Here is a 24919-nt window from a genome sequence, read left to right as displayed (position 1 = left end):
TAACAAGATAGCATTCGTTATGAACAACGGATTCAACTAAGCGAATTCCATCAAAACCCGACACAAAACAGAACCAAATCAAACAATCAAAACAAGACAGTTAACCCTCTGAAACAAAACACTAAAAATTCAATTTACATTTACCCATTGATAGTAATCTTACCTACTAAATGTCATTCATAGCGGTACCATCTCTTCTGTTTTGTCTATCGACCTAACTAAAAAGTATTATGCTATCTGTCAATTACTTGAGTTCTATCAATTTTAAAAACCTGCAAACCACTTCAAAAATAACTGCCGTGTACCTCTTCAGCATTTGAACTAGTTCCTTTATAAATCGCACTTAATTACAGAAACTTAATTCGCATCTATTTAAATGTCGAATATAAGATCTTCATCATTATTTATTTTGAGCTGTGAAATTATAATAATTCAGATTCATGAGCCATAGCATGCTGCTAACTAATACAATTAAAAATAAGAATTATTATGTTTAAAAAACTATCTCTAAAAAACAAGCTAGCCATATCCGCAAGCGCCGCCATCATTTTAGGGGGCGTGTTGGTAGAAGCGTTATCATTTAATGCATCATTAGATCGACTAGATATTGAAGTAGAACAGCGACTAGAAAGTACAACCGCTTCGTACAATCAGTATGTTGCTGACTGGCTGGTGTCAAAAGAGCGAGCACTCAAGTCGCTCACTTCAGAAGCAGACAAAGCCGCGATTGTGGTGCATTTAAAGCAAGTTCGAGATTCTGCTAAGTTTGATAATGTTTTCTTAGCTTACCCTGATGGCTCACAAGCAAACGCCAATGCGGTCGTATTACCACCTGGTAATGATGACCCACGTAAATGGGGCTGGTACACCAATGCCGTCGCAAACCCTTCAAAAGTGTTCATGGATAACCCAACGGTTGCCGCTGCGACAGGGGCTAATGTTGTTTCTCTTGGTAAAGCGCTTGATTTACATGGTCAGCAAGTAGTACTTGGTGCAGATGTAGAGATCACCGATATCCTAAATAGCATGGAAAAGGTCATTCTCCCGGGTGAAGGCTACATGTTCATTGCCAATGATAAAGGCAATATTTTCACTCACCCCAATACTAAATTGCTAAACAAGCCCGTTTCTGAGCTAGGACTTAATTTCCCAACACTTCAACAAGCCGCAAACAGCAATTCAGATATGCAGGTTGAATTGAATGGCGAGCAGTATGTTATCTACGCAAAAAGTATCGAAGGCACGAGCTTGATGACCGTGAGTGTCATTAATTACAACTCTCTCGTTGCTCCACTATTTGATGCGGTATACGGTCAAATTTTAGTGACGGGTATTGTCGTGATCATCTGTACACTACTATTCAACTTGTTATGTAACATTCTATTCCGCCCACTGAACTATGTATCGGAAGCGCTCGCACAGATCGCAAATGGTAGTGGTGATTTGACTCAGCGCATCCATGTTGAAAACGAAGATGAAGTTGGCGAACTGGCACACAATTTCAATACTTTCGTCGCGAGTTTACAAAACCTGATTGGTCACATTCGTCAGCAATCTCACCAATTAACCGATCAGTCAGACCAAAGTGCTAAGCGTGCGAATAGCTCAGTGAATGAGCTTAACCTCCAGCAACAAGAGATCACTATGGTTGCAACCGCCGTTACCGAAATGGCATCTGCTACTCGTGAAATTGCCTCTCATGCTGAACAAACCGCTCAAGCTGCACAAAACTCATCAACGAGTACTAACGAAGGCCACACATTAGTGCTTCACACTAAAGGCTCAATCAATAACCTCGCTAATGAAGTCAGCGAAGCTAGTTCTGTGATCAGCGAGTTACAGCAACATGCACAAGAGATCAATACGGTTCTTTCAACGATTCAAGGCATTGCAGAGCAAACCAACTTACTTGCACTTAATGCTGCGATTGAAGCCGCTCGCGCTGGCGAACAAGGCCGTGGTTTTGCCGTTGTTGCTGATGAAGTTAGAGTGCTTTCTCAACGAACTCACACTTCAACGGAAGAGATCAAATCAACCATCGACACTCTTCAACACACCACAAATCGCGCAGTTTCGTTAATGGAAAGCAGCTCGACTTTAGCAACAAGCTCGGTTGAAGATGCCGATCGTGCGACCCTTGCTCTAGAGGAGATCAGCTCTGCGGTAACATTAATCAGTGACATGGCAACTCAGATCGCTACGGCGGCAGAAGAGCAGACTCATGTAACGGGAGAAATCACGCAGAATGTGACGTCGATTAAAGATGTGACCGATCAGCTTGTTATTGGCTCTGAGGACAGTTTATCGCAGTCAAATGAACTCAAACAACAAGCCATTGAATTGAGTGAAAAAGTAGCAACCTTTAAGCTCTCTTAACGGACGCTTTCATATACATTTATAATGGCGCTCAATGCGCCATTTTTTATGCCGTCATAGCACTTTAATGCCCTCGTTCATGCCATATCATGCGTGAGCTCTAGTTGTTGCCGATAAACGTAAGTAAAAAGTGAATTTTTCCTCAAAATTCCCAGCTATTGTCTAGACTTAACTTTATAGCACCCGTTTAGATTGAAAAGCTAAGAGAGCATTATGGCGAGATTTTATCTATTTTTAGCGTTACTCATGTCTGGGCATTCCAACGCTACCTCTATCGCTTCATTTCCCGATGACATTGATAGTATGATCTTAGTAAAACAGAGTGTGCTCCCTGGCAACGATGTCGTTCTACCTCCAAACACTGCCCTTTTCGTTCAAGAAACCGTAAAAATGTATAACTGGATTAATAACGGTCAGGGCACCAAGCTCAATATTTTTGTTCCCAAGGAGAGAGTTAAAGCTTACAAGAATCATGGTCCATACCCTGATGGGATCACTGCGGTTGCCATATATGAAGATCAGGACATTGTCTTTGTCACTGAACATCTCGCAGGAGAGGCGATGTATGGGACCTATGATAGAAATGGCAATGACATCAGTTCGCAACATCCATCTTTTGCGACGGAGGTTTGCTACGCTTGCCATCTTGGTCATCAAGACATCTGTATCAATGGCACCTGTGCGGTTCCAATTATCGAAATATTCGATAAATAGCTCTGAGATACACTATGAAAATTGCCATATTTCACTCTATCCGCACCAAAATATTTGCTTCTCATCTGTTGTTGATACTAGTGATCATCGCGAGTTTGACCTATCAGCACCACAAAAATGAGATCAACAATACCGTTAGTATGACAACTGCATTTCATCAAGAGGCAGCCATTCCTCTGATTTCTGACATCAGTACCGCTATTTCCGGCGGCAACTATTCCAATCTACTATTGCCTAAGTTCAAAACACAATTAATGAATACGCCAGATCTGTTGTACCTCAAAATTGTTGGCCGTTCAGATAATAGGAGCATCCCTATCGAGGTACAATTCGATCGCGAAGTGTGCCAAGTATGGCGTTCTCATTTTCCGCTGAACTTCCAACAAAACACTAAAGACAGAATTGAGAGGATTCAAGCACGCTTAGCCACTAATGAAGGGGATATCGTTAAACTCAACTATCTGCTCAATAGAGCTAAAGAAGCGCTCAATACGTTCGAGCTCTCCAACCAACTCGAAGCAAAATACAACTTCGATTTTGATAACAATAACGAGTTCAACACGTCCTATTTTGATAGAGAAAAGAACATTCTATTTCTCTCTCTACCCACAACAAATAGCGCTGGTGGACGAGTTGACATGGTCTACGATATAAGTTCGATTAAGAAAGTGGAGCATGTCATATTATTCGATGCTCTGTCCGAGTTATTCGTCGCTTTAGCCATTGCTTTACCTGCTCTTGGTTTGCTCTCCTTTCACATCTCCGCACCATTGAAATCACTCTCAAAATGTATGAAGCGTGATATTAAAGATATCGATACAACAAAAATCCCAGAACAGAACCGACATGATGAGATCGGTGAACTCTCTACCGAATTCACGCACCTGATTAAGAAAATGGCCATTCACACCAAAGAGCTTGAATACCTGACTCGTAATGACCCATTAACAGGATTACTGAATCGACGTTCATTCAATTCACTACTGGCTGAGATTCAAGTTAAAAATCGATCAAAGTATGTCGCCATTATGTATGTCGATATCGATCACTTTAAAAAGTACAACGACACTTATGGGCACAACCTAGGCGATATTGCACTACAAAAAGTGGCCCAAGTATTAAGTGACAATACGGTCGATGAGAACGAAAAGGCATTTAGAGTCGGAGGCGAAGAGTTTGTGGTGACGCTCAATATTAGCAATCTTGAGCAAGCGATTACTCGAAGCGAAAAGATCCGAAAAATGGTGCACGAATTAGAGATTGAACATAAAACGAGCCCAACAGAAAAGGTCATTACCATTTCTGCTGGGGTTTGCATCTATACAAAACAAGATTTGCTCAACACAACAATAGAAGATGTGGTTGATTACGTTGACCATGTTCAATATCAAGCAAAACACAACGGTCGAAACCAGATCATCATTTGTGATAAATACATATCACACCAAACTAACCGTTCTAACTTCGCTCAATTAGAAAACAATTATCACGACGATGGATTGCCTCCAACACACCCATAATTTTCTGATTTAATTCTCTTTCCTGACAAGTAACATCACCGCGGCGAGGGACAAGAATGCCGTCATCACCACAAAAATATCGTTGTACGCCATGATCCGACCATTTTGATACATGGTCGACATCAGCATTGAGTTTGCTTGCAAGTTCGCCGTCACAGGGTCACTTCCTGAACCAATGAAAAATTGAGCTTGTTGTTGTAAGTAATACCATGCATCAGAGCTAACACTCGGCAGGCTGCTCTGAACGTGTGCTAAATGTTCTCTAGCCTTGTTATCAAGTAACGTTGCGATGATCGCAATACCAAACGCACCACCCAAATTACGCATGATATTGGTTAGCGTTGAAGCGTCTGGTACGCTAGGTTTCGGAACGCCTTGCATCGCCACCATTGACAAAGACACCATCATAAATGGGCTACCAACCGCTCTAATGAGCATTGATACGACCAATTGGTCATGCCCAAAATCAGCCGTCATGTGGGTATTCATCCAACAGCTTAACGCAAACATGCCAAAACCGAACGCCGCTAAATATTTGGGTTTTATGAACTTCAACACTTTAGGCACAAAGGGGAAAATCAATAACTGAGGAAACCCCATCCACATCAGTACTTCACCAATCTCAAGCGCGTTGTAATGCTGGATTTCCGTCAAATACAGTGGGATCACATAAATCGATCCCATCAATCCCATCCCCAAAATCAAATAGGTAAAGCATGCCATTGCAAAACGTTGATTCCCCAACAAACGCAGGTTCACTAATGGATCTTTTCGATACAATTCATTAATGATGAAATAGGTAATACAGACGACCGCAATAACTGAAAGCGCAGTGATGAAGGTTGAACTGAACCACTCTTCTCGGCTTCCCTCTTCAAGAACGACTTCGAGACAGCCAAGTCCTACTCCCATCAACAAAATACCAGCCCAATCAGCATTGCGAAGGGATTCGATATTAATTTTTTCATCATCTAGGCCGAACCTCACCATCGCAATAACTGCTATAGCAGGGACTAAGTTAATATAGAAGATGAAATGCCATGAGAAGTTTTCAGTTAGCCACCCACCAAGCGTCGGCCCAATGGAAGGCGCAAACGTCGCGGTAATACCGAACAAGGTCATACCAAGCGCACGTTTATGCAGTGGTAGTAATTGCACCACCAGCGAAAACGCGAGCGGTATTAATGCTCCACCACTGAACCCTTGTATAGCTCGAAATGCGATCATTGAGGGCATATTCCAAGCAAAAGAACAGAGCAGTGAAGACAAACCAAAGATCACGGTTGTACCCGTAAGATAGCGGCGTTTGCCTAAGGTTTTAGATAACCAACCACTAAGCGGAATCGCCACCATTTCGGCAACTAAATAGGAGGTCGCAATCCACGAGCTTTCATCGAGTGTCGCGGACAGTGCGCCTTGAATATCTTTGAGCGATGAGTTGGTGATCTGGATATCCAAAATCGCCATGAATGAACCTAGCATACCGCCCATCAGTGCAATCCAGCTACGTAAAGAAACTTCAGAAGTTGTTTCCTTCGGCTTTACTGATTCGGCTTGTGTATTTGAAGCAACCATTTCAGCCATGATTTAGCCTCTTGGCTCTAATGCAATATCACTACTTTCTGCCGCCAACTCACTCTCATTTTCGTTGCGGATATCATGCGTATCGACTGTAACGACTGCTGATAAACCTGGAATAATTTGCTGCGCTGCCAGTATTTGATCATCAAAGTGTATTTTAACCGGAACACGTTGAACGATTTTTGTAAAATTACCCGTCGCATTCTCAGGAGGTAGCAATGCAAATTGAGCCCCAGTAGCAGGAGAAAAGCTCTCTAATGTTCCGGTAATTTCTCGATTTGGAAACGCATCTAGTTCAATATTCACTTTTTGGCCCGGCTGCATTTTAGCCAGCTGAGTCTCTTTGAAGTTCGCTTCAACCCAAACATCTGACGTTGGCACTAAACTTATTAGCGGCATACCGGGTTGAATGAATAACCCTTCTCTCACGCTACGTCTACCCACAATGCCATCGACTGGCGCTACGATTTTGGTATAGCTTAAATTCAGCTCCGCTTGATCCAATTCCGTTTGAGCTTCTGCCACTGATGCTTGTGCTTGCACAATTTGGCTATCAATGACATTCAGCTTTTCTTGTTCAGCAATATAGTGTGACTGCGCTTCTTCTAATTGTGCTTTGGAGACTTTCAAATGAGCAAAAGCATTATCCACTTCATCTTGTGACGAATACTGTTTCTTGAGCAAACTTTGACTACGTTGAAGCAGTTGCTGTGAGCGTTCTAAATCTGCTTGAGCTGAATCAACTTCACTTTTAGTTTGAATAATGACTCGCTGCTGCAATCGATGCTGCGCTTGAGAATATTCAACCGATGCAAGTTGGACTTGTAAGTTGGCTATAGACTGAGATTTTTTAACCTGAAACTCACGATCATCAATCTTTGCCAGTAGCGTTCCCGATGTCACGAACTGATTGTCATCGACCAAAGTTTCGACGACGTAGCCTGAAACCTTGGCACTGATATTAGTGATATTGGCTTTTACGTAAGCATTATCTGTCGATTGGAAATATTGCCCATATCCGAACCAATAACCTGATGCAAGTAAACCTAAAGATACGAATATCATCGTCGCAATGATAGCCGCTTTAGGCTTCTTTCTAGGGGTAAGTTCAAGTGATGGTGCGGTTTGTAACGGTTGAGATGTTGCCTGATTAGTGGGATGTTCTGTGGCCAATGTTGTGTACCTTGTATTATAGAGCGATGAAATGTTGACTTAATAATGAAGCGGCTGAGAGTGATGAGCAGCCATTTCTATGAGAAGCCCTATTTTATACAAAAAACATTATTTGATTAGATAGGATAAAAAGGAAATACTGTCCTAATAATCTTACTAATAGAGTGTGTTATGGACTTAAATGCCGTCGCTATTTTTGCGAAAGTCGTTGAATCTGGAAGTTTTACCCTTGCGTCAGAGAGCCTAAAACTCACCAAATCTACCGTAAGCCGCAAGGTTTTAGAGCTAGAGAATCAACTGGGGGTGAAATTATTAGTCCGTACCACTCGCCATTTAGCGACAACCGCAGAGGGACAAACCTTTTACCAGTCTTGCTCTGAGATGTTGTCGATCATGGAAAGTGCAGAGCAAGAGATCTGCGAAAGCCAATCCACGATTCGCGGGCATATCAACATTGCCATGCCCATTGAACTCGGCCACCAAATGCTGATGCCTTATATAGACGCTTTCTTGTTACGCTACCCAGAAGTGACCATTAATCTTGATCTGACCAATCGCCATATTGATTTAATCGCAGATGGTGTAGACCTGCATTGTCAGATAGGTGAACCCAAGCTCTCCAATAATGTGGCTCGGCTTTTTTACTCTTCAAATCAACAACTGGTGGCTAGCCCGAATTACTTAAAACAACACCCTAAGATCCATCACCCACACGATTTACGCACCAACCACAAGCGGGTGAAACTATCACGCCCTCAGTTAGAATCATTGTGGATGTTTAGCAATGGTGAGCAGCAAATTACAGTAGAACTCCCTCATCAACTCAGTGTGAACACCATTACGTCATCGCTCACCGCAACCATTGATGGGCTCGGTGTGTCGGTTCTACCTGAATACCTCTGCCGACCGCATATTCAAAGTGGAAAATTGACGCGACTGCTTCCAGAGTGGTCTATCCCGACGGTTGGGATCAGCTTTGTCTATCCAGAAAGAAAACTCATGCCTAAGCGATTAAGAGTGCTGCTCGATTTCTTACTCAGTGAGTTATCACAGCGAGATATTCATCCTAAAGATTGATCCCGCAGTGGGCGTGTTTAGGTAAAAAGTACATCAAGCAAGCTAGATCAAATCAAAACGTTTGATGTGTTTTTTACAACGAACTGATATTGTGTGCGTTCAATACGGAGCGCACCATGAAACTTTCTACTGAAAACGTCTTACTTCAAATCGCTTTAGACCTAAGCTCAAATCTGGCGAGCGATAAACATTACCAACGCTTAATTGACTCACTTCATCAAGTATTTCCTTGCGATGCCAGTGCTCTTTTCGTTTTAGACCAAGAAGATTTTCTTAAGCCCGTGGCCGTAAAGGGACTCTCTCAAACCGTGCTTGGTCGACGCTTTTTTCCCAAGGCGCACCCACGTTTGGCGGCGATTATTGACAGCCAACATCCAGTCCGGTTTGCCGCCAATAGCGACCTACCGGATCCTTTTGACGGCTTGCTCCTCAATGAGTCAACTCACATTGATGTACATGACTGTTTAGGGTGCAGTTTATATGTTGAAAACAAACTTGTCGGTGTGCTCACTCTCGACGCTTTAGAAGTGGGAGCGTTCGATAAAATTGACAATATTACCATTGAAACTTTCGCGGCTTTGGCTGCTGCAACGCTCAGAAATCGAGCTCAATTTGATGCGCTAAAAGCCAAGAATAAACAGCAGAAATCAATCACGACCGCGTTGATTCAGCAAGCTCGTAGCATACAAGGTGAAATGGTTGGGATCAGCCCACAAATCCAGAAATTACGAAGTAATATTTCGATGGTCGCCCACTCCGATTACGCGGTGTTAATCAGTGGCGAAACAGGGGTGGGTAAAGAGCTCGTGGCCCATGCAGTCCATGAGCAGTCGCAGCGAAATGACAAACCAATGATCTACGTAAACTGTGCGGCTCTGCCCGAAACATTAGCGGAAAGCGAGCTGTTCGGTCATGTCAAAGGCGCGTATACCGGGGCCAATTCACAGCGAGCAGGTAAGTTTGAACTTGCTGATGGCGGCACGATTTTTCTTGATGAAATTGGCGAGTTACCTCTGCTTATTCAAGCCAAATTACTGCGAGTGATCCAACAAGGTGAAGTACAGCGCGTAGGTAGCGATAAAAATGTTCTCGTCGACGTTCGTTTGATTGCTGCAACGAACAGGAATCTTGAATATGAAGTCGATCAAGGTAACTTCAGAGCCGACCTTTTCCATCGTCTGAATGTATTCCCTATTCATATCCCACCACTGCGTGAACGCGATGGTGATATTCCTGTATTAGCAGGGCATCTATTGGACAAGGTTCGCAGTCAATTTAATGTTCCAAACCTACACATTCATCCTAAAACACTCATGCATTTAGAACAGGTTGCTTGGCCCGGAAATGTACGAGAATTAGAGCATACTTTAATGCGAGCGGCGCTAAGAACCATTCAGCACAACGAACACATCATTACTTTGCAGCACTTTGTTGATGAACTAGAAATCAAGCCGAGTGTAGAAATGACATCAAACATATTCCCTGCTGAGAGCCAGCCAATGCGGGAATTAGTCGAATCGTACCAAAAACAATTGATTGAGCACGCTTTAGCCGAATCGAACGGGGTCTGGGCAAAAGCAGCAGAGTTCCTGCAAATGGATCGTGGAAATTTATATCGAATGGGTAAAAAGCTCGATATAACAAAAACATAGGAACAATTTAAATTGATGTGTTTTTTACAACAGATGCGATGTAAAAAACACATCAACCCTCTTAAGATAAAAATACAAAACCCTTCAAAAACAACAAGTTAACTTCTGGCACAGTCTGTGCAATAACGCTCGGTAATTATATTCGATTTCAGCAACGAACTGAGATCGCAACACTACTCAATGGAGCGACAATACATGTTCTGTATTCAATGTGAACAAACAATCCAAACGCCTGCTGTAAAAGGCTGTTCTTTCACACAAGGTATGTGTGGCAAAACTTCTGAAGTTTCTGACTTACAAGACGTACTCGTTTACTCTTTACAAGGTGTTTCATTTTGGGCTGAACAAGGTCGCAAATTTGACATCATCGTAGATGAAATTGATCAGTGGGCACCAAAAGCTTTCTTCGCAACATTGACTAACGTTAACTTCGACCCTGCTCGTATCGTTGAATTCGTACAACAAGCTAACCAATACAAGCAGCAACTAGAGCAAGCAGTTCGCGCAGCAGCAACACTTTCAAACGTAGAGCTTCCAGAGCTTTCGGCGGCAGCGAAATTCGAACTACCTACAGACGCAGAGCAGTTCCTTGCAATTGCACCTCAAGCAGCGGTTAACCGTGGCCATGATTCACAACACGAAGACGTTATCGGCCTTCGCTTACTTTGTCTTTACGGTCTAAAAGGTGCTGCTGCTTACCTAGAGCATGCACGCGTTCTTGGTCAAACTGACGAGAAAGTATTCGCTGAATACCACGAAATCATGGCTTGGCTAGGTACTGATCCAACAGACCTAGGTGAGCTACTAGATTGCTCAATGAAAATTGGCCTAGTGAACTACCGCATCATGGAAATGCTTGATACTGGCGAAACGGCGACATTCGGTCACCCAGAACCTACTCAAGTGAACGTAAAAACTATTGCGGGTAAATGTATCCTTGTTTCTGGTCACGATCTTCACGATCTTGAGAAGATTCTTCAGCAAACTGAAGGCAAAGGCATCAACGTTTACACTAACGGTGAAATGCTTCCAGCACACTCTTACCCTGAGCTGAAAAAATACCCTCACCTAGTAGGTAACTACGGTAGTGCATGGCAGAACCAACAAAAAGAATTCGCAAATTTCCCTGGCGCTGTAGTGATGACTTCTAACTGTCTGTTGAACCCAAATGTAGGTCAATACTCAGATCGTCTATTCACTCGTAGCATCGTAGGCTGGCCTGGCGTTGCTCACATTGAAGGTGATGATTTCAGCCAAGTAATCGACTGTGCACTTGCACAAGAAGGTTTCAAACAGAACGAAATCGAACAGATGATCACTATCGGTTTTGGTCGCAATGCTCTTATGGCAGCGGCTCCAGCAGTTGTTGAACAAGTTAAAGAAGGCAACATCAGCCACTTCTTCCTTGTTGGTGGTTGTGACGGTGACAAATCTGAGCGTAGCTACTACACAGACTTCACAGCTCAAGCTCCTGAAGACAGCGTGATCCTAACGCTTGCATGTGGTAAATACCGCTTCAACAAGAACCAATTCGGTGACATCAACGGCATCCCACGTCTATTAGATGTAGGTCAATGTAACGATGCTTACTCTGCAATTCAGCTAGCGCTTGCTCTAGGTAAAGAGTTCGATTGCGACATCAACGATCTACCACTAACACTGGTTCTATCTTGGTTCGAGCAAAAAGCGATTGTTATCCTACTGACTCTATTTGCTCTTGGCGTTAAAGGCATCTACACAGGCCCAACCGCTCCAGCATTCTTGACTGATAACCTACTTGCTATCATCCAAGACAAGTTCGATATGCGTAGCATTGGTAACGTTGAAGACGACCTTAAGACTATTTTAAAAGCGTCATAAGTCTCCGCTATCGCTAAGCAGTTAAGCAATTGAGCAGTTAAGCTTGATTAAAGCGACTCAACAGCGAATGACGTAGACCAAGTTCGATGCCTGATTACTTTTATATATGACTTTCATATTAAAGTGGCAGGCATCGAATTTTTCATAATGAAAGACACAAGATACACCTTCCATAATTTCTCATTTCTCGATTAAAAAAGTGACAATAATGATGACATTCGAATGGCCAAATACCACACCTGTAACTATGGTGTGTCTCAAAAAATGGTTTGAAACCGACGATACTGTTAGCCTACAAATCGCTCCAAAAAACAACGATGCTAGCTTTGATTTCAAACCCGGACAATTCATTTCCCTTGGGCTTCCAATCGAGAAAAGTAACCCTAGTAAAATTGATTACCGCGCGTATTCAATCAGCTCAATCCCAGGGCAAGTGCACCTTCAACTGACCATTAAACGCGTTGAAAATGGTGCCATGTCTAACTACATCGTAGATTCTCTCAAAGAAGGCGATGAAGTTCAGGTTCTTAAACCAGCGGGCATATTTAACACTGTCGATCACGCGCCAAAGCGCAATACTGAACGCCAAAAAGTGGTATTGATCAGTGCAGGTTGTGGTATTACACCAGTGATGTCGATGGCTAAAACATGGTTATCAGATGAGCAGGCTTCAACTGTCGATATCGACTTTGTGCATATGGCAAAAAGCCCACTGCAAACCATCTACTTCAGTGAACTTGAACAGATGGATGAAGAACACGCTAACTTCAACCTCAAGCTATTACTGAAAGACAATCAATCAACTCGCCACCCACAAGGCCGATTGGATGCTCAATGGTTACAACAACTATGTAGCGATATTTTAGAGCGCACGGTTTACCTATGTGGTCCCGTAAGCTTTATGGAGGATATGGAAAACAACTTGAAAGAGATGGGCTTTGATATGGCACATTTCCATCAAGAGAGTTTTACGCCAACAGCAGAAGAATCAAACCAAGAGGAAGCGCTTGTTGAGCAGCAAGCCTCTGGTGCGGTTAGTATTCATGTTCCAGATTTCGGTGCAAGCCTTGAAGCAGAGCACGGCGCTCCACTGATCGATGCATTAGAAGGTGCAGGTTTGCCAATCATAGCAGCATGTCGCAGCGGTATTTGTGGCTCTTGCAAATGTAAAGTAAACAAAGGCGAAGTACGCTCTACCAGCCAAGAAACTTTGACTCCGGAAGAGATTGAGCAAGGGTACGTATTAGCTTGTTCAAGCCAAGTGCATTCCGATGTGGAAGTTAGCCTTAACTAAACACATTTAGTATTTCAGTCATCTAGGTTGTCGGTATGCATGCCGACAACCTGAATATGTTCCAAGTCCCTCAATAAATCCCCCACCACCGTATCAAGCTGTCAATTGAATGCATACTGATTGGTGAGCACACCGCCGATGGCTTGTCTATTAATTCATTTTTGGACCATTCCGTTTTACCGGAATGGCTAATTTAGAAAAATATTAATTATTAATGTGCCTGTAGAATTATGCTCAATCAAGCTGCGGTTAAATAAATGGTACTCATTACGCATCTTTTGTTTAAGTTGAAATGTTATGCAATCTAAAAAATTGAGACATTTCTTTTTTGATCAAACTGTCTTTCAGTATTTTTTTATAGTCAATAAGATGCGCCATGAATGCTTGGCTGAGTGGACTTTGTTGCTTGGTACTCGGAAAGACAAGATTCCAGTGCGTTTCAATAGGGAACGTGTCGACTGACAATATAGCGATGTTATCTGGATTCTCTTGGGTTAAGGCATATTCAGAGAGGATAGAAAGCCCCATACCAGCCATAACACAATGTTTAATTGCTTCATTGCTCTCCATTACAAATTTGGGCTTTATATTTAAATCGTGCCGCTCAAGGTGTTTTTCTATTGCTTGGCGAGTGCCTGAGCCTTGCTCTCGTAAGATCCAAGAAAAACCTGCCAGTGACCGTAAAGTAACGCGTTCTTTAAGAGCAAGAGGATGACTTTTGTTCGCAATGGCATATAAATTATTGGGAAAAAGAGGGACAACATCGCCTTTCATATCACTATCAATATGACTGAATAAGTACAAGTCATCTCGACCATTTATATACCTTTCTTTTATGCTGTCTCGATTGTCTACTTTCAAAACGATGTCCACCATAGGATGTTTATCTAAGAAGCTTCCTATTAAATGTGGAACAAAATACTCACAAGATGTCACGGCTGCTACTTTTAACGTTCCCGATTTTAATTGTGTCAAATTGGCAATTTCAATCTCTAAATCGTCGACGTTTTGCACGATTTGCATGCAATACCGAGCGGTAATATGGCCCGCTTCGGTGAACACCAGTTTTTTTCCTTGCAAGTAGTAAAGCTCGACAGAAAGAAGCTCCGAAAACTGCTTAAGCTGTATTGAAACCGTTGGTTGAGTCAGGTTTAAAACTTTAGCAGCCTTCGAAACTGAACCTTCTTCATAGACGGTAAGAAATACTCGAAAACTCCGAAAATTGGACAACCGATTTCTCAATAATTGCATATATCGTCCTCTGTGTTCTATGCCTAATTTCTAAGAGCTTAGCCAGTTAAGCTGAATTTAAGTATAGATAAATATCTATGATCATCATTGTTATTATTAATTATTATTAATACATACGGTGACGTATTGTTTTTGTAAAGCACAACGAATCACAGTTAATTTGGAGGCAACATGTTATTTAAACAATTACTAGTCCCAGTAGCACCTGAACAAAAGATAACGTCATCTCTCAACAATATACTTAATATCGCAGATGAATGTGAATCAAAAATTACGTTATTAATGGTTATCGAGGATATGGATGAGCTAAAAGAAATTAGTCAATATTCTGTAAAAACGTTAGATATTCTCGATAAAGTCACCAAAATATACTATTCACAATTAAGAACACTTGTAAGTGAATTAAAAGGTAAATATAAAAATATCGATTTTAATGTTCAAGTAAGAATCGGTATCCCGTTCATAGAGATAATTCAGTGTGCCAGATCTGAAGGTTCTGATTTTATAGTGATTGATAGCCATCGAAAAAGTAAGTCTCATGCCTGTCAAAGAGGGAGCACAACACTTCATCTAATGCGTAAATCTGAGATTCCTATTTGGTCTACCACTCGCGAATTGCATTCGTCCAAAAAAATCTTAGCGGCAATAGACCTTGATGAACAAGTAAGTGCTGATCTGTGTAAGAGAATACTCAATTCTGCATACGATTTATGCAAAGCAACAAATTCTGAGTTAGTTCTGTGCCACATATGGGAGCTAGAGTCTGAAGGCTTCTTGCGAAAATGGAGTGGCTATAACGATACTGATATCGCGATTCTTAAAGAGAAAATGAAGATTGAACGTGCGAGAAAAATGAGAGCTCTCATAGATAACCTTGTAGATAATAACAATACCGTTAATGTTCATATCGAGCTAATACAAGGCCATGCCAAAGAGCTACTCCCAACATTTATTGAACAAAACTCAATTGATGTCACTTTCCTAGGATCCATGTCGCGAACCGGTATTGCCGGATATTTAATGGGGAACAAGGCTGAATATTGGCTAAATAAATTAAATGCAACCGTTGTTACCTTAAAACCAAGTGAGTTTATTTCTCCCATTGTGTCCACGACGCGGTAAATGGAGTTAACGATATGAAAATTGACAATAATGATAGATTCTCAAGTAGCCTACAAGTCGTTATTCACTGGTCGGTAAGAGTACTATCTATTCTTATGGTATTTGTAATTATTATGGGTGTCGTTGATGTGTCATGGATTCTATATAAGAAGCTGACATCGCCGCCATTCTTTATTTTGACAATATCAGACATGCTAGCCACTTTTGGTGCATTTATGGCAGTACTAATCGCGATAGAAATTTTCATCAATATCACCGTTTACCTTAGAGATAATGTCATTCATGTCAAAATAGTAATGGCTACAGCTTTAATGGCTATCGCTCGAAAGGTGATTATTATTGACATTGAATCAACGAGTGCAAATTATCTTTTTGCAATCGCATCCGTCGTGTTAGCTATGAGCGTAGGCTATTGGATGATACATAAACTACCTCGAAAAAGTCATATAGAGGATTAATTTTAAATTCAATAAGCCACTTTTTTCGGTGGCTTTGTAATACGCCGGTATTGCGCGTTCTGCTGCGCAAACTCGGAATCGCTCAGTGATCACACACTCTTTTTTGTGTTCTGACTCGTTTCTGGACATAAACAACTTAGAGTTGGTGCTCTAAGCCAAGTGTTTCGGATAAGTTTAAGTAGGGTATTAGCAAAGCGATACATCTAAGACAAATACATCGATCAATCCTTTTAGTTCTGATGGCAACTTTGCTTCAATACTTAATTTTAGATCCTGCGCACAAGCAATCCCAATTTTCTTGCGCCCAGCAATAACGCCATCAGAACCAAACCATATGACGAGATATATACCCTGCTGCTCTGCATCTGGGTGAATTGAGTAGCGTTGATACAACTGAGCAGAGGCTGCTGTATACAAATCCTTGTGCCATTGCCCTTTAGCTTCTATTACGAGCAGTCGCCTTTTACCTGCTATTGTTTTCGCTGCTGTTATGTCAATTCTATTTTGGTTCCTCGTCTGATACTCAGAAGTAATAGAAATATTTTGAGGCTGAAGTACCAAATTCAAACGTTCAGCAATTATCTCAACACAGCTGACTTCATTTCGATGTACATTCTTTCCGCTACCATTTTTCGTGTAAAATCGCGTAGCAGCGTTGAATTCTCCTCCATCTATATCCTTCTGATAGTCTGCAAGTTTTTGAAGAACAATTTGTCTTAGACCTTCCACCGTAACAACTGCATTATTGTCCAGCATATCCACAACTCTTTCTGGAGTAGGCGGATCGAAGTCTCTCAGCGAATTTTTCCGCAATTGTTCTGCTTTTAAGCTTTTCAACTCACGATGAATATCACCAAACCTGTGATCTTCAATGAGGCGATTAAGAACTGGAATCGCCTCATCAGGCGAATCGCTGCCTATTGACCATATAATTCCAGTAATAAAACGATATGCAGTTTCGCCCTTTGGGCTTTCCGTTCCATAACTACTAGGGAGGTGAACCTTTGGCCATTGATTAAAGAAAGCAAATAAAATGGATTCGATCTTAGTGGATGTTAGATTTGGCCAGTATGAGTAACTGCCTCTACTCATTCTACTCGAGCGACCCTCGAACAGTAGCAGAGAGTCTCTATCAGTCTTAAGCCAATCAAAGTATGGCTTCGCAACTTCTAGATCCAGAAAATAGAAGGCTCGAAGGAACCAAAATTTTCGCCTCTGTTCGATCTTTTCATCACCCGTAGGTTCAGGAAATTGAGACGAAAAGTTGGAACAGCGAGTTAGAATGATTTCATTGAGCTTATTTTTATCTCCGAACTGCGCTGCGAGATTGAACAGCGTACCAAGTACGGAAGTATCGAGTTCATCGAAACGCTCGAGCCATTCGATTGATAAATTAGCCTTCAAAGGGCTGAATATCTGGTCAGACTCCAACAACTCAACCCGCGGATAAGGACACTGAGAATCTGCCAACTGAGGTTCAACATAAGAACGAAGGAATTGTTCAATGGATTCAATACTAGAAAAAAGTATGCGGTTGACTTCTGCTTTTAGAGCGTTGTACTCGATTTCATCAACCGCATCGTAGTGAATATTAAAGTTGGTCTTCAGAGCAAGTAATAACTCTGGCTTAACACTATCTAGGTTTTTATACTCTCGCATTATTTCAATGCAAGATGCGAAAAGGATAGTTTCAACATGTAACCCCTTGGAAGCGCATCGCAACTCCGCCAGTTTGTTTAAGCTAGGTACTTCTGGTTCTATGAATTCATGGCAATTCTTGAGAGCGTTTTTCACAATCTCCTCGTCGCCAAATTTCAGAACAATATCTTTTGGTTCTGTAAGCACTACCTGCGCGAAATAGACCAAAAAGCTCCAATGACGACCACTTTCGACAAGCTCTCTGTTATCTCGGAGATATTGAATATTTTCAGCATGGATATCATTTTGTCGCTTTTTATAGCGGCGAGACATTCGATTGCTTTTTGCATTCCAACGTCGATAGTTTTCTTTCTCAAATCGTGAGGCAGCCCTATTGCATTTAGCCCACTCACGCATGAACAAAGGCTTCTCCAGTGCCTGAGTTCGCATGTGGTAACGTAAAGCATCTACGCCTCTTTCCTCTGGCTTACGGTGTCTAGAATGCCCTGTAATAAAGCTTCCCCATAGTTCAGGGTTATCTGTATCAAATGCTAGATCAGCTATAAATTTACAGTCTTCTATAGATAAACGGAGGCCGGAATGCGATTGAAAGTCGAACTTGTGTATCTTGGTATCAAATATTTGTTCACGGTCTTTTAACCCCGTGAAAACATGGGTGAGAATCCCTTGTCTCAATTCACTATTTTCATATAAAACTTGGACGGAACAACTGTCTTTTGGCCCCATGCTTCCATGGAAGTTTAAATTTGCAACCCAGTTCCAAACGCGTAATGGCTCAAACGGTGGTAGTGCCATATTGAAATAATGGTCGAGCATATATCCGACGATTTTACTTATACCGTTTCGACAATAACATTCATATGACTTCAAACCACAGCTACAGTTAAGATTTATAGTAAGTCTATCTAACAGTTTCTCGAGGGTTCCTTTGTCTAATCTAATGATTAGGGATTTTATAAAGTAATGTTCTCCAATCACTCGCTCCAATCGATCCCTACTTTTGGGATATAGATTGGCACAAGCCAAAAAATACTTCTCAAGAAATGCTAAGTCGAACATCTTTAACTCAAGATGCTCCATTGCTTTCTCGGCCACCGTAAGTGACTCTGGGCTTGCCTCAGATAAGAGCTTCATCAAGTCTGGTTCAGGCTCATAGGTGGTACAACCCAAAAGACATTTAATTGCATAGATCCGATTGTACTTTTCTTCTCGAGGCTCAAAGAGGATCTGACGCAACTCATCTATCAAAAGGTGAGCGATAGGAGACTCAATCAATAGTTCAAGAATTAGATCACGTAGTTGTCCATCGCTTTTACTACTCAGTAGTATTTGGATATCTCCAACAATATCTTCTGTAAAAAAGCCTGTAACACTGAATCTACGCCAAAAGTCGCTTCTTCTAAAATATGGATCTGCTTCTTCGATATCCCTCAGTTTCGATAAAAGTAATTGCTTAGATGAAGGTTCGAGCTGGGAAGGATCTCCGTTTGCGAGAACAGCGTAAGGGTCAAGTTCAATTGCTGCATGTTGAATAGCTTTATTTCCTAAAGCAGCCATCCAGCCCAGTAGTCCTCGAAGTTCATCTCTTACGGTAGAGTTGGGCGCAATAATTGGTAGGCATTGGTTCAGTGTTAAATCATCTTTTGGATCCACTATTCGCTTTGTAAGATAGGCGGCTGCGCAATATTCAGCTACGATCTTGTGGACTGGACGGTGTTGGTCACTATTATCCCCAGGCTTGAAAAGTCGTGTCGCAAGCACATTGAAAATTGCTTGCTTGTTACCAGCAAGTGATGTGAGCAAAGGATATACACGGTTTTCTTCGAATTCGCTGATACTTACACCTTCTGCGCCTGACAATAGCAGTTTGGCAAATATCTCTGACGAAAAATCGACTTTTTGATTCGCTGAAAGTGACGGATTGGTTCTTGATAAACTCAGACTTTCCACCCTAGCTAAACGTTCCACTGCGAGTCTGAAGATAGATTGCTTATTTTTAAATTTTCTTTCGCTTTCAAGATAAGCGTCAGCAAACATTTTTAGGAACTGTGGATTTGGCAGCAGTGATTGCAGATCAAACCTACACACTTCTGAATAGAATCTAGCGTAATCTTCTCTTGGTGCATGATGCTCAAAGATAGCGCGTTGCTCAGTGTCACCGAACTCGCAAAGTCTAACCACCAACGGTGTAATTCCTAAAAAACTCTCAATTGCATTTGTGGCGGTTATATCCCACTCACTAGACCTGCTAGAAATAACGACGTGAGTTGGCTTTGCAGTCGTTATACATGCGAGAAGTTTATAAATACTACTTTGGTCAAGTTTAGCCAGTTCATCAAAAGCATCAATAACAAGTGGTACATTCTCGTGTTGAGTACCTAAATGTACGAATTTGGTTGCTGTAACTGAAGATGTACCTAATAGTTGAGCCAAACTTCCGAGAAGTTCGGTTTTACCGCCCCCAGGCTCGGCTAACACGACAACGCAATTTGAATTAGATAACAGCTCTACTTCAGAGAGTGTTTTGTTTTCACTTAAGAGAGTACGCTGTAAATATAGTTTCGAGCACATAGGTGGCAGTTATTCTCCTAGGGTAAGAAATACAAGGTTTCCAGGGAAATCTAACAGAGTTTTCAGACCATGTCCTCAATAAACAACTTTAAAATCAGACCTCTAAAGGTTAATCAAATTAAGCAATGTTTACATAATGCAGCGTAACAATCTCTCAACATCCTGCGGACATTCTCACTATTCATAAGGTGCAATGTTTTATGTCCTATCCAGTTAACAACGCATTAGTTTTTATATGGAAACCTCAAATAGATTAAGCTTGTGAGAACATTCTCATTAACTCACTTATTGGGGCAACAACTTCTTTGAATATCAACTCGTGAGAACCCTATTGAATAGGGTTCATTTCAACTAACAGTCAGTGCTTTCTGAAAGTAACAATGCATCTTCTAGTTCAACACCAAGGTAGCGGATCGTGTTATCTACATTTGTATGTCCCAGTAAAAGCTTTCGTGCCAAAGGTATTCACTTGAACTAAAAAAACTCGGTGAATTGGAGCACGACAAATTCCTAACTGTTTACAAATTTCAGACCGTTCGGTCTAGCACAAGTTTGGACAAAAGCGAGTTAACGTAAATGCTCAACAGTCCTGCTTCCAGATAAGTTCTAGTATCCCAAAATGCAATCAGGCACCGCTTACCGCACTGCCTGAGGTGGAAGATTTTGGACAAATCTAATATAGAGTGCCCAATCAATTCAAAACACCGAATTAGTTGGTGTATGGTAATTTCACCAAGGTGATAATCCTGTACTGGTAATTCGGTTCAAAATTGCTTGTGTCGTAATTTAAGGTTATGAGGTGACCTGTTCTTCAAGTGCGTCGGCTATCAACCCTTTCATGCGCTGATAGTTCTCTTCTACTGCCAGCCCTAACTTGTCAGAGGTATCAATTTCTATAATAGGGATATCAAACCATTCAAAAATCGTTTGGTACGCGACTTCCACCGAGTGTTTTTGTGTGACTTCATCTCCATACCATTGCAGTTTTCCGCCACGGCGATCAATTCTGCCATCAATGGTCTCGGTGTCAGCCTTTACAAAGACGACCAAATCCGGGAGCACAATTTTCTTTGCCACATTGAGTGCGTCAAACACACCTTTGACGGTCTCTTTACCAAGCAGAATACTCTGGTATGCCAACGTAGAAAACAGATATCTATCTAGTACCACGTTTTCCGTATCGAGCGCACTAGCAACTTCATTGCTCTTCAAAAAATTATTTAACAGAAAGAAAAGAAATGCGCTCTCTTTTGACTCAAAATCGTCAATGGTTTCTCTAAGACTAGCGGCCTGATCAACCACAGCTGTATGCACTACGGTGCTTGTATCTTCTGCGAACATTTGGCTCAACGTAGTTTTCCCACAGGCGTCTGAGCCTTCAAATACGATAAATTTGTTCATGTACTATTTTCCTTTTTGTAGTATGTCTAGTCTTTATTTGGGCTGGTGATGATTTACCCAGCGATCGAACTCTGCATGATTGAAACAATAGTAAGGACCAACGCGGCACGATTTTCTCAAAACCACAATCCGATATTTCCTATTAACCCTGTAACTCAACCAACGCCTATCTCGTTTAATTACTTTGGGACGCATTCCATTCACGATATCGTTGTTTACTAGCCTAACGAGCAAACCCTTAATTTTTGAAATGATGTTTATTGGTGCCTTTGTAATTACTAATTCAACGCTTACTTTGTCTTGAACAATAACTTTGTGACGTTTCATTTCGACGGCCTCACTAGTAACGCAAAGCAAATTTTTCGGCATCGAAACCCGTTTCTGCAAGAGCAATCTCGACCGGTGTTGTAAGCAAAGATCGGCTCTTAAAATAGCCTTGGTCTTCATTCCCATTTTGGAAAAAAAATCCATCCGGACCGAGCATTAGGTAAGAATTTGTCATTGAGTCGTTGTTCTCAACAGACATATACTGCGCAACCGACTGATGACGCTCTACAAAGCGAGAAAACTGTTGGTCGCTAATAGTCTCGATTTTCTCGAATACGGGCAGTACGCGAAGAACCTTCCATTTATTTGGCTTAAGTTCAGCGATTAACTTTGAGAGGTTCTCTTCAGTATTGTATTGATTGACTACAGTATTAATCTTGAGCTCAGTGCTTGGGGAGAGCAGCTTGATTTGTTGAAAAATTGACTTTAGACGTTTGGAGGTCAGGGTTTTACCTGAACGTGTACTTCGGCCAATGTTGCGTTGTCTGTTGTAATCTTCAGAATCGTAACTAATGCCTAACAACTGAAGTTTGTGAACATGCTCGGTGATGAACTCATCCGAGATCAAGTGACCGTTAGTAATTAGGGAAACGTCGAAGCCAAGCTCGATAGCATAATCTAAAGCATCAAAAAATCGTTGTTTAAGTAATAACGGTTCTCCACCTGCAAAGTTGAGCCGTACGCTTTGATACTTAAGCTTTGTTTGAGTCGGATTTGGTGAAAAGAAGTAAGCAGCGAGCTTGTCTAAGACCCGCTTCATATTATTGAGGTCATAATGCAACTCGTTAATTTTCTCCCACTTGGCATAACAATAGTGGCAGTCGTAGTTACATTTCTCGGTGATGTGGTAATTAATTACTAATTGATTAACTGGTTTCATAACACTACTCCTTTTGGGTTCAGGAGTAGTGTCAGTTTGTGCAGTGCACAAAAAAGCTTTTTTTATTCCGGAAGACTATTTAATAGTGATTGGAAAATTTTTGCTTCTTTGTACTCCGCTCGAACCTTGTGAACGATCGCTTTTAGCATTGAATCGTCTTCAAATAGAGAAGGATCTACTTGTTCCACCAGTTCAGCGGTCGTTGATAGGTCTTGCTCTAACCAACTCAATAAAATGTTATCCTTCCAAGACAGCGAAAGCCGGTGTGACCTAAGCATGTGGTAGAGCAACCCTGTATTTTGAAGCGTCATGTCCATTTGTGGTAGGCGCTGAGAGCCAAATGGACACACCAAGCGCCGTTCTTGTAAATCGAATGAAGTATCTCGAAGCTGACCCAAAAACTGCTGCGCTTCGATTGTCAATTGAGATTTGGTTACTACAGACTGCGCCGTGAGCAAAACCTCCTCGCACAATATTCCATTCGTCGTGCGGGTATCTCGATTCCCAAACATATCTTTGACAATTTTGGGGTCGTTAAAGAACGCATCTAATACCAACGCGTTAAATAGGCTATTTACCCCGTTGGAGTTGAGGCGTTTCTTACCACGTTTCCCCATACTCGCATCGCTAAAGCCTTCTTCGACCACCGATTTAGGCGGTATGACCTTATTGCGCAGGTAGCTGTTTGCCTTGGAACGAAGTGGTTCACTTCCTTCAACTCCAAACAGCTCTTTTACAGCTTCATTGGTGGTCTTTAGTAGCATGTGGCTTTTTCTATTACATCCGATTCAGAGTAGCCTCGAAAGCTCCCCACGGTCGCAATGGCTTGCGCTGTTTTAAAAATCGAATGAGTATAAAAACACCTGTTATTTGTATTCATGATCGCACCTAGGCAATAGCCCGCGCGAAAACTCTCCTCTTTTGAAGTGGATACAAATGCACCAAATCGAGGGTCATTTTTTTTATTATATAGCTCGGTATATTCTTGACAGGCTGAGATCAAAAACTCTGCGCTTCCTGGCTCTGAGTCTGAATTGATAAGAGCATGACTATAGGGAGTAAACAAAATTATAAAGCAAGCTAAGTATTGGATCGGTCTCATTCTGTTACTCCATCCATGGTTGGTTCCTCAATTAAGCTCTCCGATTGACCGCCAATTGCGTTTATTCTGTAATAACTATACAAAAGTGTTCCCGAGAATAAAAACCAACCCATAATTTCAATTATCGGTATAGTAATACTGAGTTCTATATCCAAGTTAAAGGCAAATATTGAAGCCAAGAATATTGAGGACGAAAGCAGAAGCATATGGCCTTGGTGAACAAAGGGAGTCATGATTTTTCGACCCAGAGTGGCTGAATTTCTCTTGCACAGTTTGATGTAGTAATAGCAGAATACCCCGATGAAAATGATCATCACGGTTTCTATCAGATCCAGTTCGAAGAGCGAAAATGAGTACTCGAATACAGCGAATGGAATACCTAGAAAAACAATGCCCCCAAATATGAACATTGTAATGAGCCAAAGCCATTTAAAAAACAGCTTAGTTCCTTGCCAAATTTTTGAGGCAATAGTAGTTTTGTTATGCATTTAATTAGCCTAATTGATGTGTAGCACCCCTGACGATTGGACAGAAAAGATATCACACTTTAACCTTAATAATCAATACTTTAGACCACGACTTGTCAGGTTATTTGATTTAGGACAACTCTGTTAAAGTGTTTCTGCAAGGCAACTGATCATTCTAGGGCCAGATCACTCCATGCAATCACACCTGACATCAAAAAATTATCAACATATAAGTTTGTTAGCCCTAAGATTGGGGAAGTAAGTTAGTTTACAACCGAAAATAAAGACTGAGCAGCCTCACACAGGACCGAGCGCCTTACTGATTGTTTACTATTCCACATACACTTTCAGTCCAGAACGCCACGTCCTCTTCTGGTGTCAGTTTATACGCCCACAACCTGAATATTTTACTAAACCTGCACTATCTATTTGGA

General features: G+C 41.6%; 18 protein-coding genes and 1 pseudogene. 9 read left to right on the top strand and 10 right to left on the bottom strand.

What is annotated here, in order from left to right; all coding sequences use genetic code 11:
• Nucleotides 1–489: 489 nt before the first annotated feature.
• The 3 genes from OCV39_RS17245 to OCV39_RS17235 all read left to right on the top strand — a co-directional run bounded on the left by OCV39_RS17245 (nt 490) and on the right by OCV39_RS17235 (nt 4610).
• Nucleotides 490–2376 carry a methyl-accepting chemotaxis protein gene (locus OCV39_RS17245; RefSeq protein WP_136994794.1) on the top strand — a complete coding sequence of 629 codons (1887 nt, stop codon included), beginning with the start codon at nt 490–492 and terminating at the stop codon, nt 2374–2376.
• Between the two features lie 213 nt (nt 2377–2589).
• A complete protein-coding gene (locus OCV39_RS17240) occupies nt 2590–3090 on the top strand; it encodes a hypothetical protein (protein WP_113800053.1) in 501 nt (166 codons plus the stop codon).
• A 14-nt stretch (nt 3091–3104) separates the two neighbouring features.
• Entirely contained in the window at nt 3105–4610 is a 1506-nt protein-coding gene (locus OCV39_RS17235; RefSeq protein ID WP_261890116.1) for a GGDEF domain-containing protein, read from the top strand.
• 9 nt (nt 4611–4619) lie between these two features.
• Here the strand turns inward: OCV39_RS17235 and OCV39_RS17230 are convergent, their stop codons facing one another.
• A complete protein-coding gene (locus tag OCV39_RS17230) occupies nt 4620–6185 on the bottom strand; it encodes a DHA2 family efflux MFS transporter permease subunit (RefSeq protein WP_261890133.1) in 1566 nt (521 codons plus the stop codon).
• A gap of 12 nt (nt 6186–6197) precedes the next feature.
• Nucleotides 6198–7364 carry an HlyD family secretion protein gene (locus tag OCV39_RS17225; RefSeq protein ID WP_261890115.1) on the bottom strand — a complete coding sequence of 389 codons (1167 nt, stop codon included), beginning with the start codon at nt 7362–7364 and terminating at the stop codon, nt 6198–6200.
• Nucleotides 7365–7535: 171 nt separating this feature from the next.
• Between OCV39_RS17225 and OCV39_RS17220 the strand changes: the two genes are divergently transcribed.
• The 4 genes from OCV39_RS17220 to OCV39_RS17205 all read left to right on the top strand — a co-directional run bounded on the left by OCV39_RS17220 (nt 7536) and on the right by OCV39_RS17205 (nt 13247).
• Nucleotides 7536–8441, top strand: a complete 906-nt coding sequence (locus tag OCV39_RS17220; protein ID WP_017051362.1) for a LysR family transcriptional regulator — start codon at nt 7536–7538, stop codon at nt 8439–8441.
• Nucleotides 8442–8557: 116 nt separating this feature from the next.
• Complete coding sequence (gene norR / locus OCV39_RS17215; protein WP_136994800.1) at nt 8558–10093, top strand: nitric oxide reductase transcriptional regulator NorR; 1536 nt, start codon at nt 8558–8560, stop codon at nt 10091–10093.
• Between the two features lie 195 nt (nt 10094–10288).
• Nucleotides 10289–11953: a hydroxylamine reductase gene (hcp, locus tag OCV39_RS17210; protein ID WP_017051364.1), complete on the top strand. Its 1665-nt coding sequence runs from the start codon at nt 10289–10291 to the stop codon at nt 11951–11953.
• 208 nt (nt 11954–12161) lie between these two features.
• Entirely contained in the window at nt 12162–13247 is a 1086-nt protein-coding gene (locus OCV39_RS17205) for a hybrid-cluster NAD(P)-dependent oxidoreductase (RefSeq protein WP_261890114.1), read from the top strand.
• A gap of 282 nt (nt 13248–13529) precedes the next feature.
• Here OCV39_RS17205 and OCV39_RS17200 read toward each other — a convergent pair whose 3' ends face one another.
• Entirely contained in the window at nt 13530–14498 is a 969-nt protein-coding gene (locus OCV39_RS17200; RefSeq protein WP_113800038.1) for a LysR family transcriptional regulator, read from the bottom strand.
• A 171-nt stretch (nt 14499–14669) separates the two neighbouring features.
• Between OCV39_RS17200 and OCV39_RS17195 the strand changes: the two genes are divergently transcribed.
• Nucleotides 14670–15620, top strand: coding sequence for a universal stress protein (locus tag OCV39_RS17195; protein ID WP_113800036.1), 951 nt, complete (start codon nt 14670–14672; stop codon nt 15618–15620).
• A gap of 14 nt (nt 15621–15634) precedes the next feature.
• The gene (locus tag OCV39_RS17190) at nt 15635–16078 is read left to right on the top strand and encodes a phosphate-starvation-inducible PsiE family protein (protein WP_017051369.1); all 444 of its coding nucleotides are present in this window, start codon (nt 15635–15637) and stop codon (nt 16076–16078) included.
• 186 nt (nt 16079–16264) lie between these two features.
• Here the strand turns inward: OCV39_RS17190 and OCV39_RS17185 are convergent, their stop codons facing one another.
• The 7 genes and pseudogenes from OCV39_RS17185 to OCV39_RS17160 all read right to left on the bottom strand — a co-directional run bounded on the left by OCV39_RS17185 (nt 16265) and on the right by OCV39_RS17160 (nt 24506).
• Nucleotides 16265–20308, bottom strand: a complete 4044-nt coding sequence (locus tag OCV39_RS17185; protein WP_261890113.1) for an NACHT domain-containing protein — start codon at nt 20306–20308, stop codon at nt 16265–16267.
• Between the two features lie 351 nt (nt 20309–20659).
• Nucleotides 20660–20764 (bottom strand): annotated as a pseudogene (locus tag OCV39_RS17180) (integrase); the annotation flags it as partial.
• Nucleotides 20765–21100: 336 nt separating this feature from the next.
• Nucleotides 21101–21709 (bottom strand): deoxynucleoside kinase, encoded by a 609-nt coding sequence (locus tag OCV39_RS17175; RefSeq protein ID WP_261890112.1) that lies wholly within the window; start codon nt 21707–21709, stop codon nt 21101–21103.
• 33 nt (nt 21710–21742) lie between these two features.
• Nucleotides 21743–22036: a ParE family toxin-like protein gene (locus OCV39_RS21260; RefSeq protein ID WP_449369323.1), complete on the bottom strand. Its 294-nt coding sequence runs from the start codon at nt 22034–22036 to the stop codon at nt 21743–21745.
• Between the two features lie 13 nt (nt 22037–22049).
• Complete coding sequence (locus OCV39_RS17170; RefSeq protein ID WP_261890111.1) at nt 22050–22916, bottom strand: viperin family antiviral radical SAM protein; 867 nt, start codon at nt 22914–22916, stop codon at nt 22050–22052.
• 62 nt (nt 22917–22978) lie between these two features.
• Nucleotides 22979–23680, bottom strand: a complete 702-nt coding sequence (locus OCV39_RS17165; protein ID WP_261890110.1) for a hypothetical protein — start codon at nt 23678–23680, stop codon at nt 22979–22981.
• Nucleotides 23681–24014: 334 nt separating this feature from the next.
• A complete protein-coding gene (locus OCV39_RS17160; RefSeq protein WP_261890109.1) occupies nt 24015–24506 on the bottom strand; it encodes a hypothetical protein in 492 nt (163 codons plus the stop codon).
• Nucleotides 24507–24919: the final 413 nt, after the last annotated feature.

It is taken from the genome of Vibrio cortegadensis (assembly GCF_024347395.1).
Taxonomy (GTDB): domain Bacteria; phylum Pseudomonadota; class Gammaproteobacteria; order Enterobacterales; family Vibrionaceae; genus Vibrio; species Vibrio cortegadensis.
This window is presented reverse-complemented; position numbering and strand designations above follow the sequence as displayed.

What these genes read in the sequence shown, in the direction of transcription:
- OCV39_RS17245 (WP_136994794.1), top strand. Translation starts at nt 490, where the DNA reads ATGTTTAAAAAACTATCTCTAAAAAACAAGCTAGCCATATCCGCAAGC.
- OCV39_RS17240 (WP_113800053.1), top strand. Translation starts at nt 2,590, where the DNA reads ATGGCGAGATTTTATCTATTTTTAGCGTTACTCATGTCTGGGCATTCC.
- OCV39_RS17235 (WP_261890116.1), top strand. Translation starts at nt 3,105, where the DNA reads ATGAAAATTGCCATATTTCACTCTATCCGCACCAAAATATTTGCTTCT.
- OCV39_RS17230 (WP_261890133.1), bottom strand. Translation starts at nt 6,185, where the DNA reads ATGGTTGCTTCAAATACACAAGCCGAATCAGTAAAGCCGAAGGAAACA.
- OCV39_RS17220 (WP_017051362.1), top strand. Translation starts at nt 7,536, where the DNA reads ATGGACTTAAATGCCGTCGCTATTTTTGCGAAAGTCGTTGAATCTGGA.
- norR (WP_136994800.1), top strand. Translation starts at nt 8,558, where the DNA reads ATGAAACTTTCTACTGAAAACGTCTTACTTCAAATCGCTTTAGACCTA.
- hcp (WP_017051364.1), top strand. Translation starts at nt 10,289, where the DNA reads ATGTTCTGTATTCAATGTGAACAAACAATCCAAACGCCTGCTGTAAAA.
- OCV39_RS17205 (WP_261890114.1), top strand. Translation starts at nt 12,162, where the DNA reads ATGATGACATTCGAATGGCCAAATACCACACCTGTAACTATGGTGTGT.
- OCV39_RS17200 (WP_113800038.1), bottom strand. Translation starts at nt 14,498, where the DNA reads ATGCAATTATTGAGAAATCGGTTGTCCAATTTTCGGAGTTTTCGAGTA.
- OCV39_RS17195 (WP_113800036.1), top strand. Translation starts at nt 14,670, where the DNA reads ATGTTATTTAAACAATTACTAGTCCCAGTAGCACCTGAACAAAAGATA.
- OCV39_RS17190 (WP_017051369.1), top strand. Translation starts at nt 15,635, where the DNA reads ATGAAAATTGACAATAATGATAGATTCTCAAGTAGCCTACAAGTCGTT.
- OCV39_RS17185 (WP_261890113.1), bottom strand. Translation starts at nt 20,308, where the DNA reads ATGTGCTCGAAACTATATTTACAGCGTACTCTCTTAAGTGAAAACAAA.
- OCV39_RS17175 (WP_261890112.1), bottom strand. Translation starts at nt 21,709, where the DNA reads ATGAACAAATTTATCGTATTTGAAGGCTCAGACGCCTGTGGGAAAACT.
- OCV39_RS21260 (WP_449369323.1), bottom strand. Translation starts at nt 22,036, where the DNA reads ATGAAACGTCACAAAGTTATTGTTCAAGACAAAGTAAGCGTTGAATTA.
- OCV39_RS17170 (WP_261890111.1), bottom strand. Translation starts at nt 22,916, where the DNA reads ATGAAACCAGTTAATCAATTAGTAATTAATTACCACATCACCGAGAAA.
- OCV39_RS17165 (WP_261890110.1), bottom strand. Translation starts at nt 23,680, where the DNA reads ATGCTACTAAAGACCACCAATGAAGCTGTAAAAGAGCTGTTTGGAGTT.
- OCV39_RS17160 (WP_261890109.1), bottom strand. Translation starts at nt 24,506, where the DNA reads ATGCATAACAAAACTACTATTGCCTCAAAAATTTGGCAAGGAACTAAG.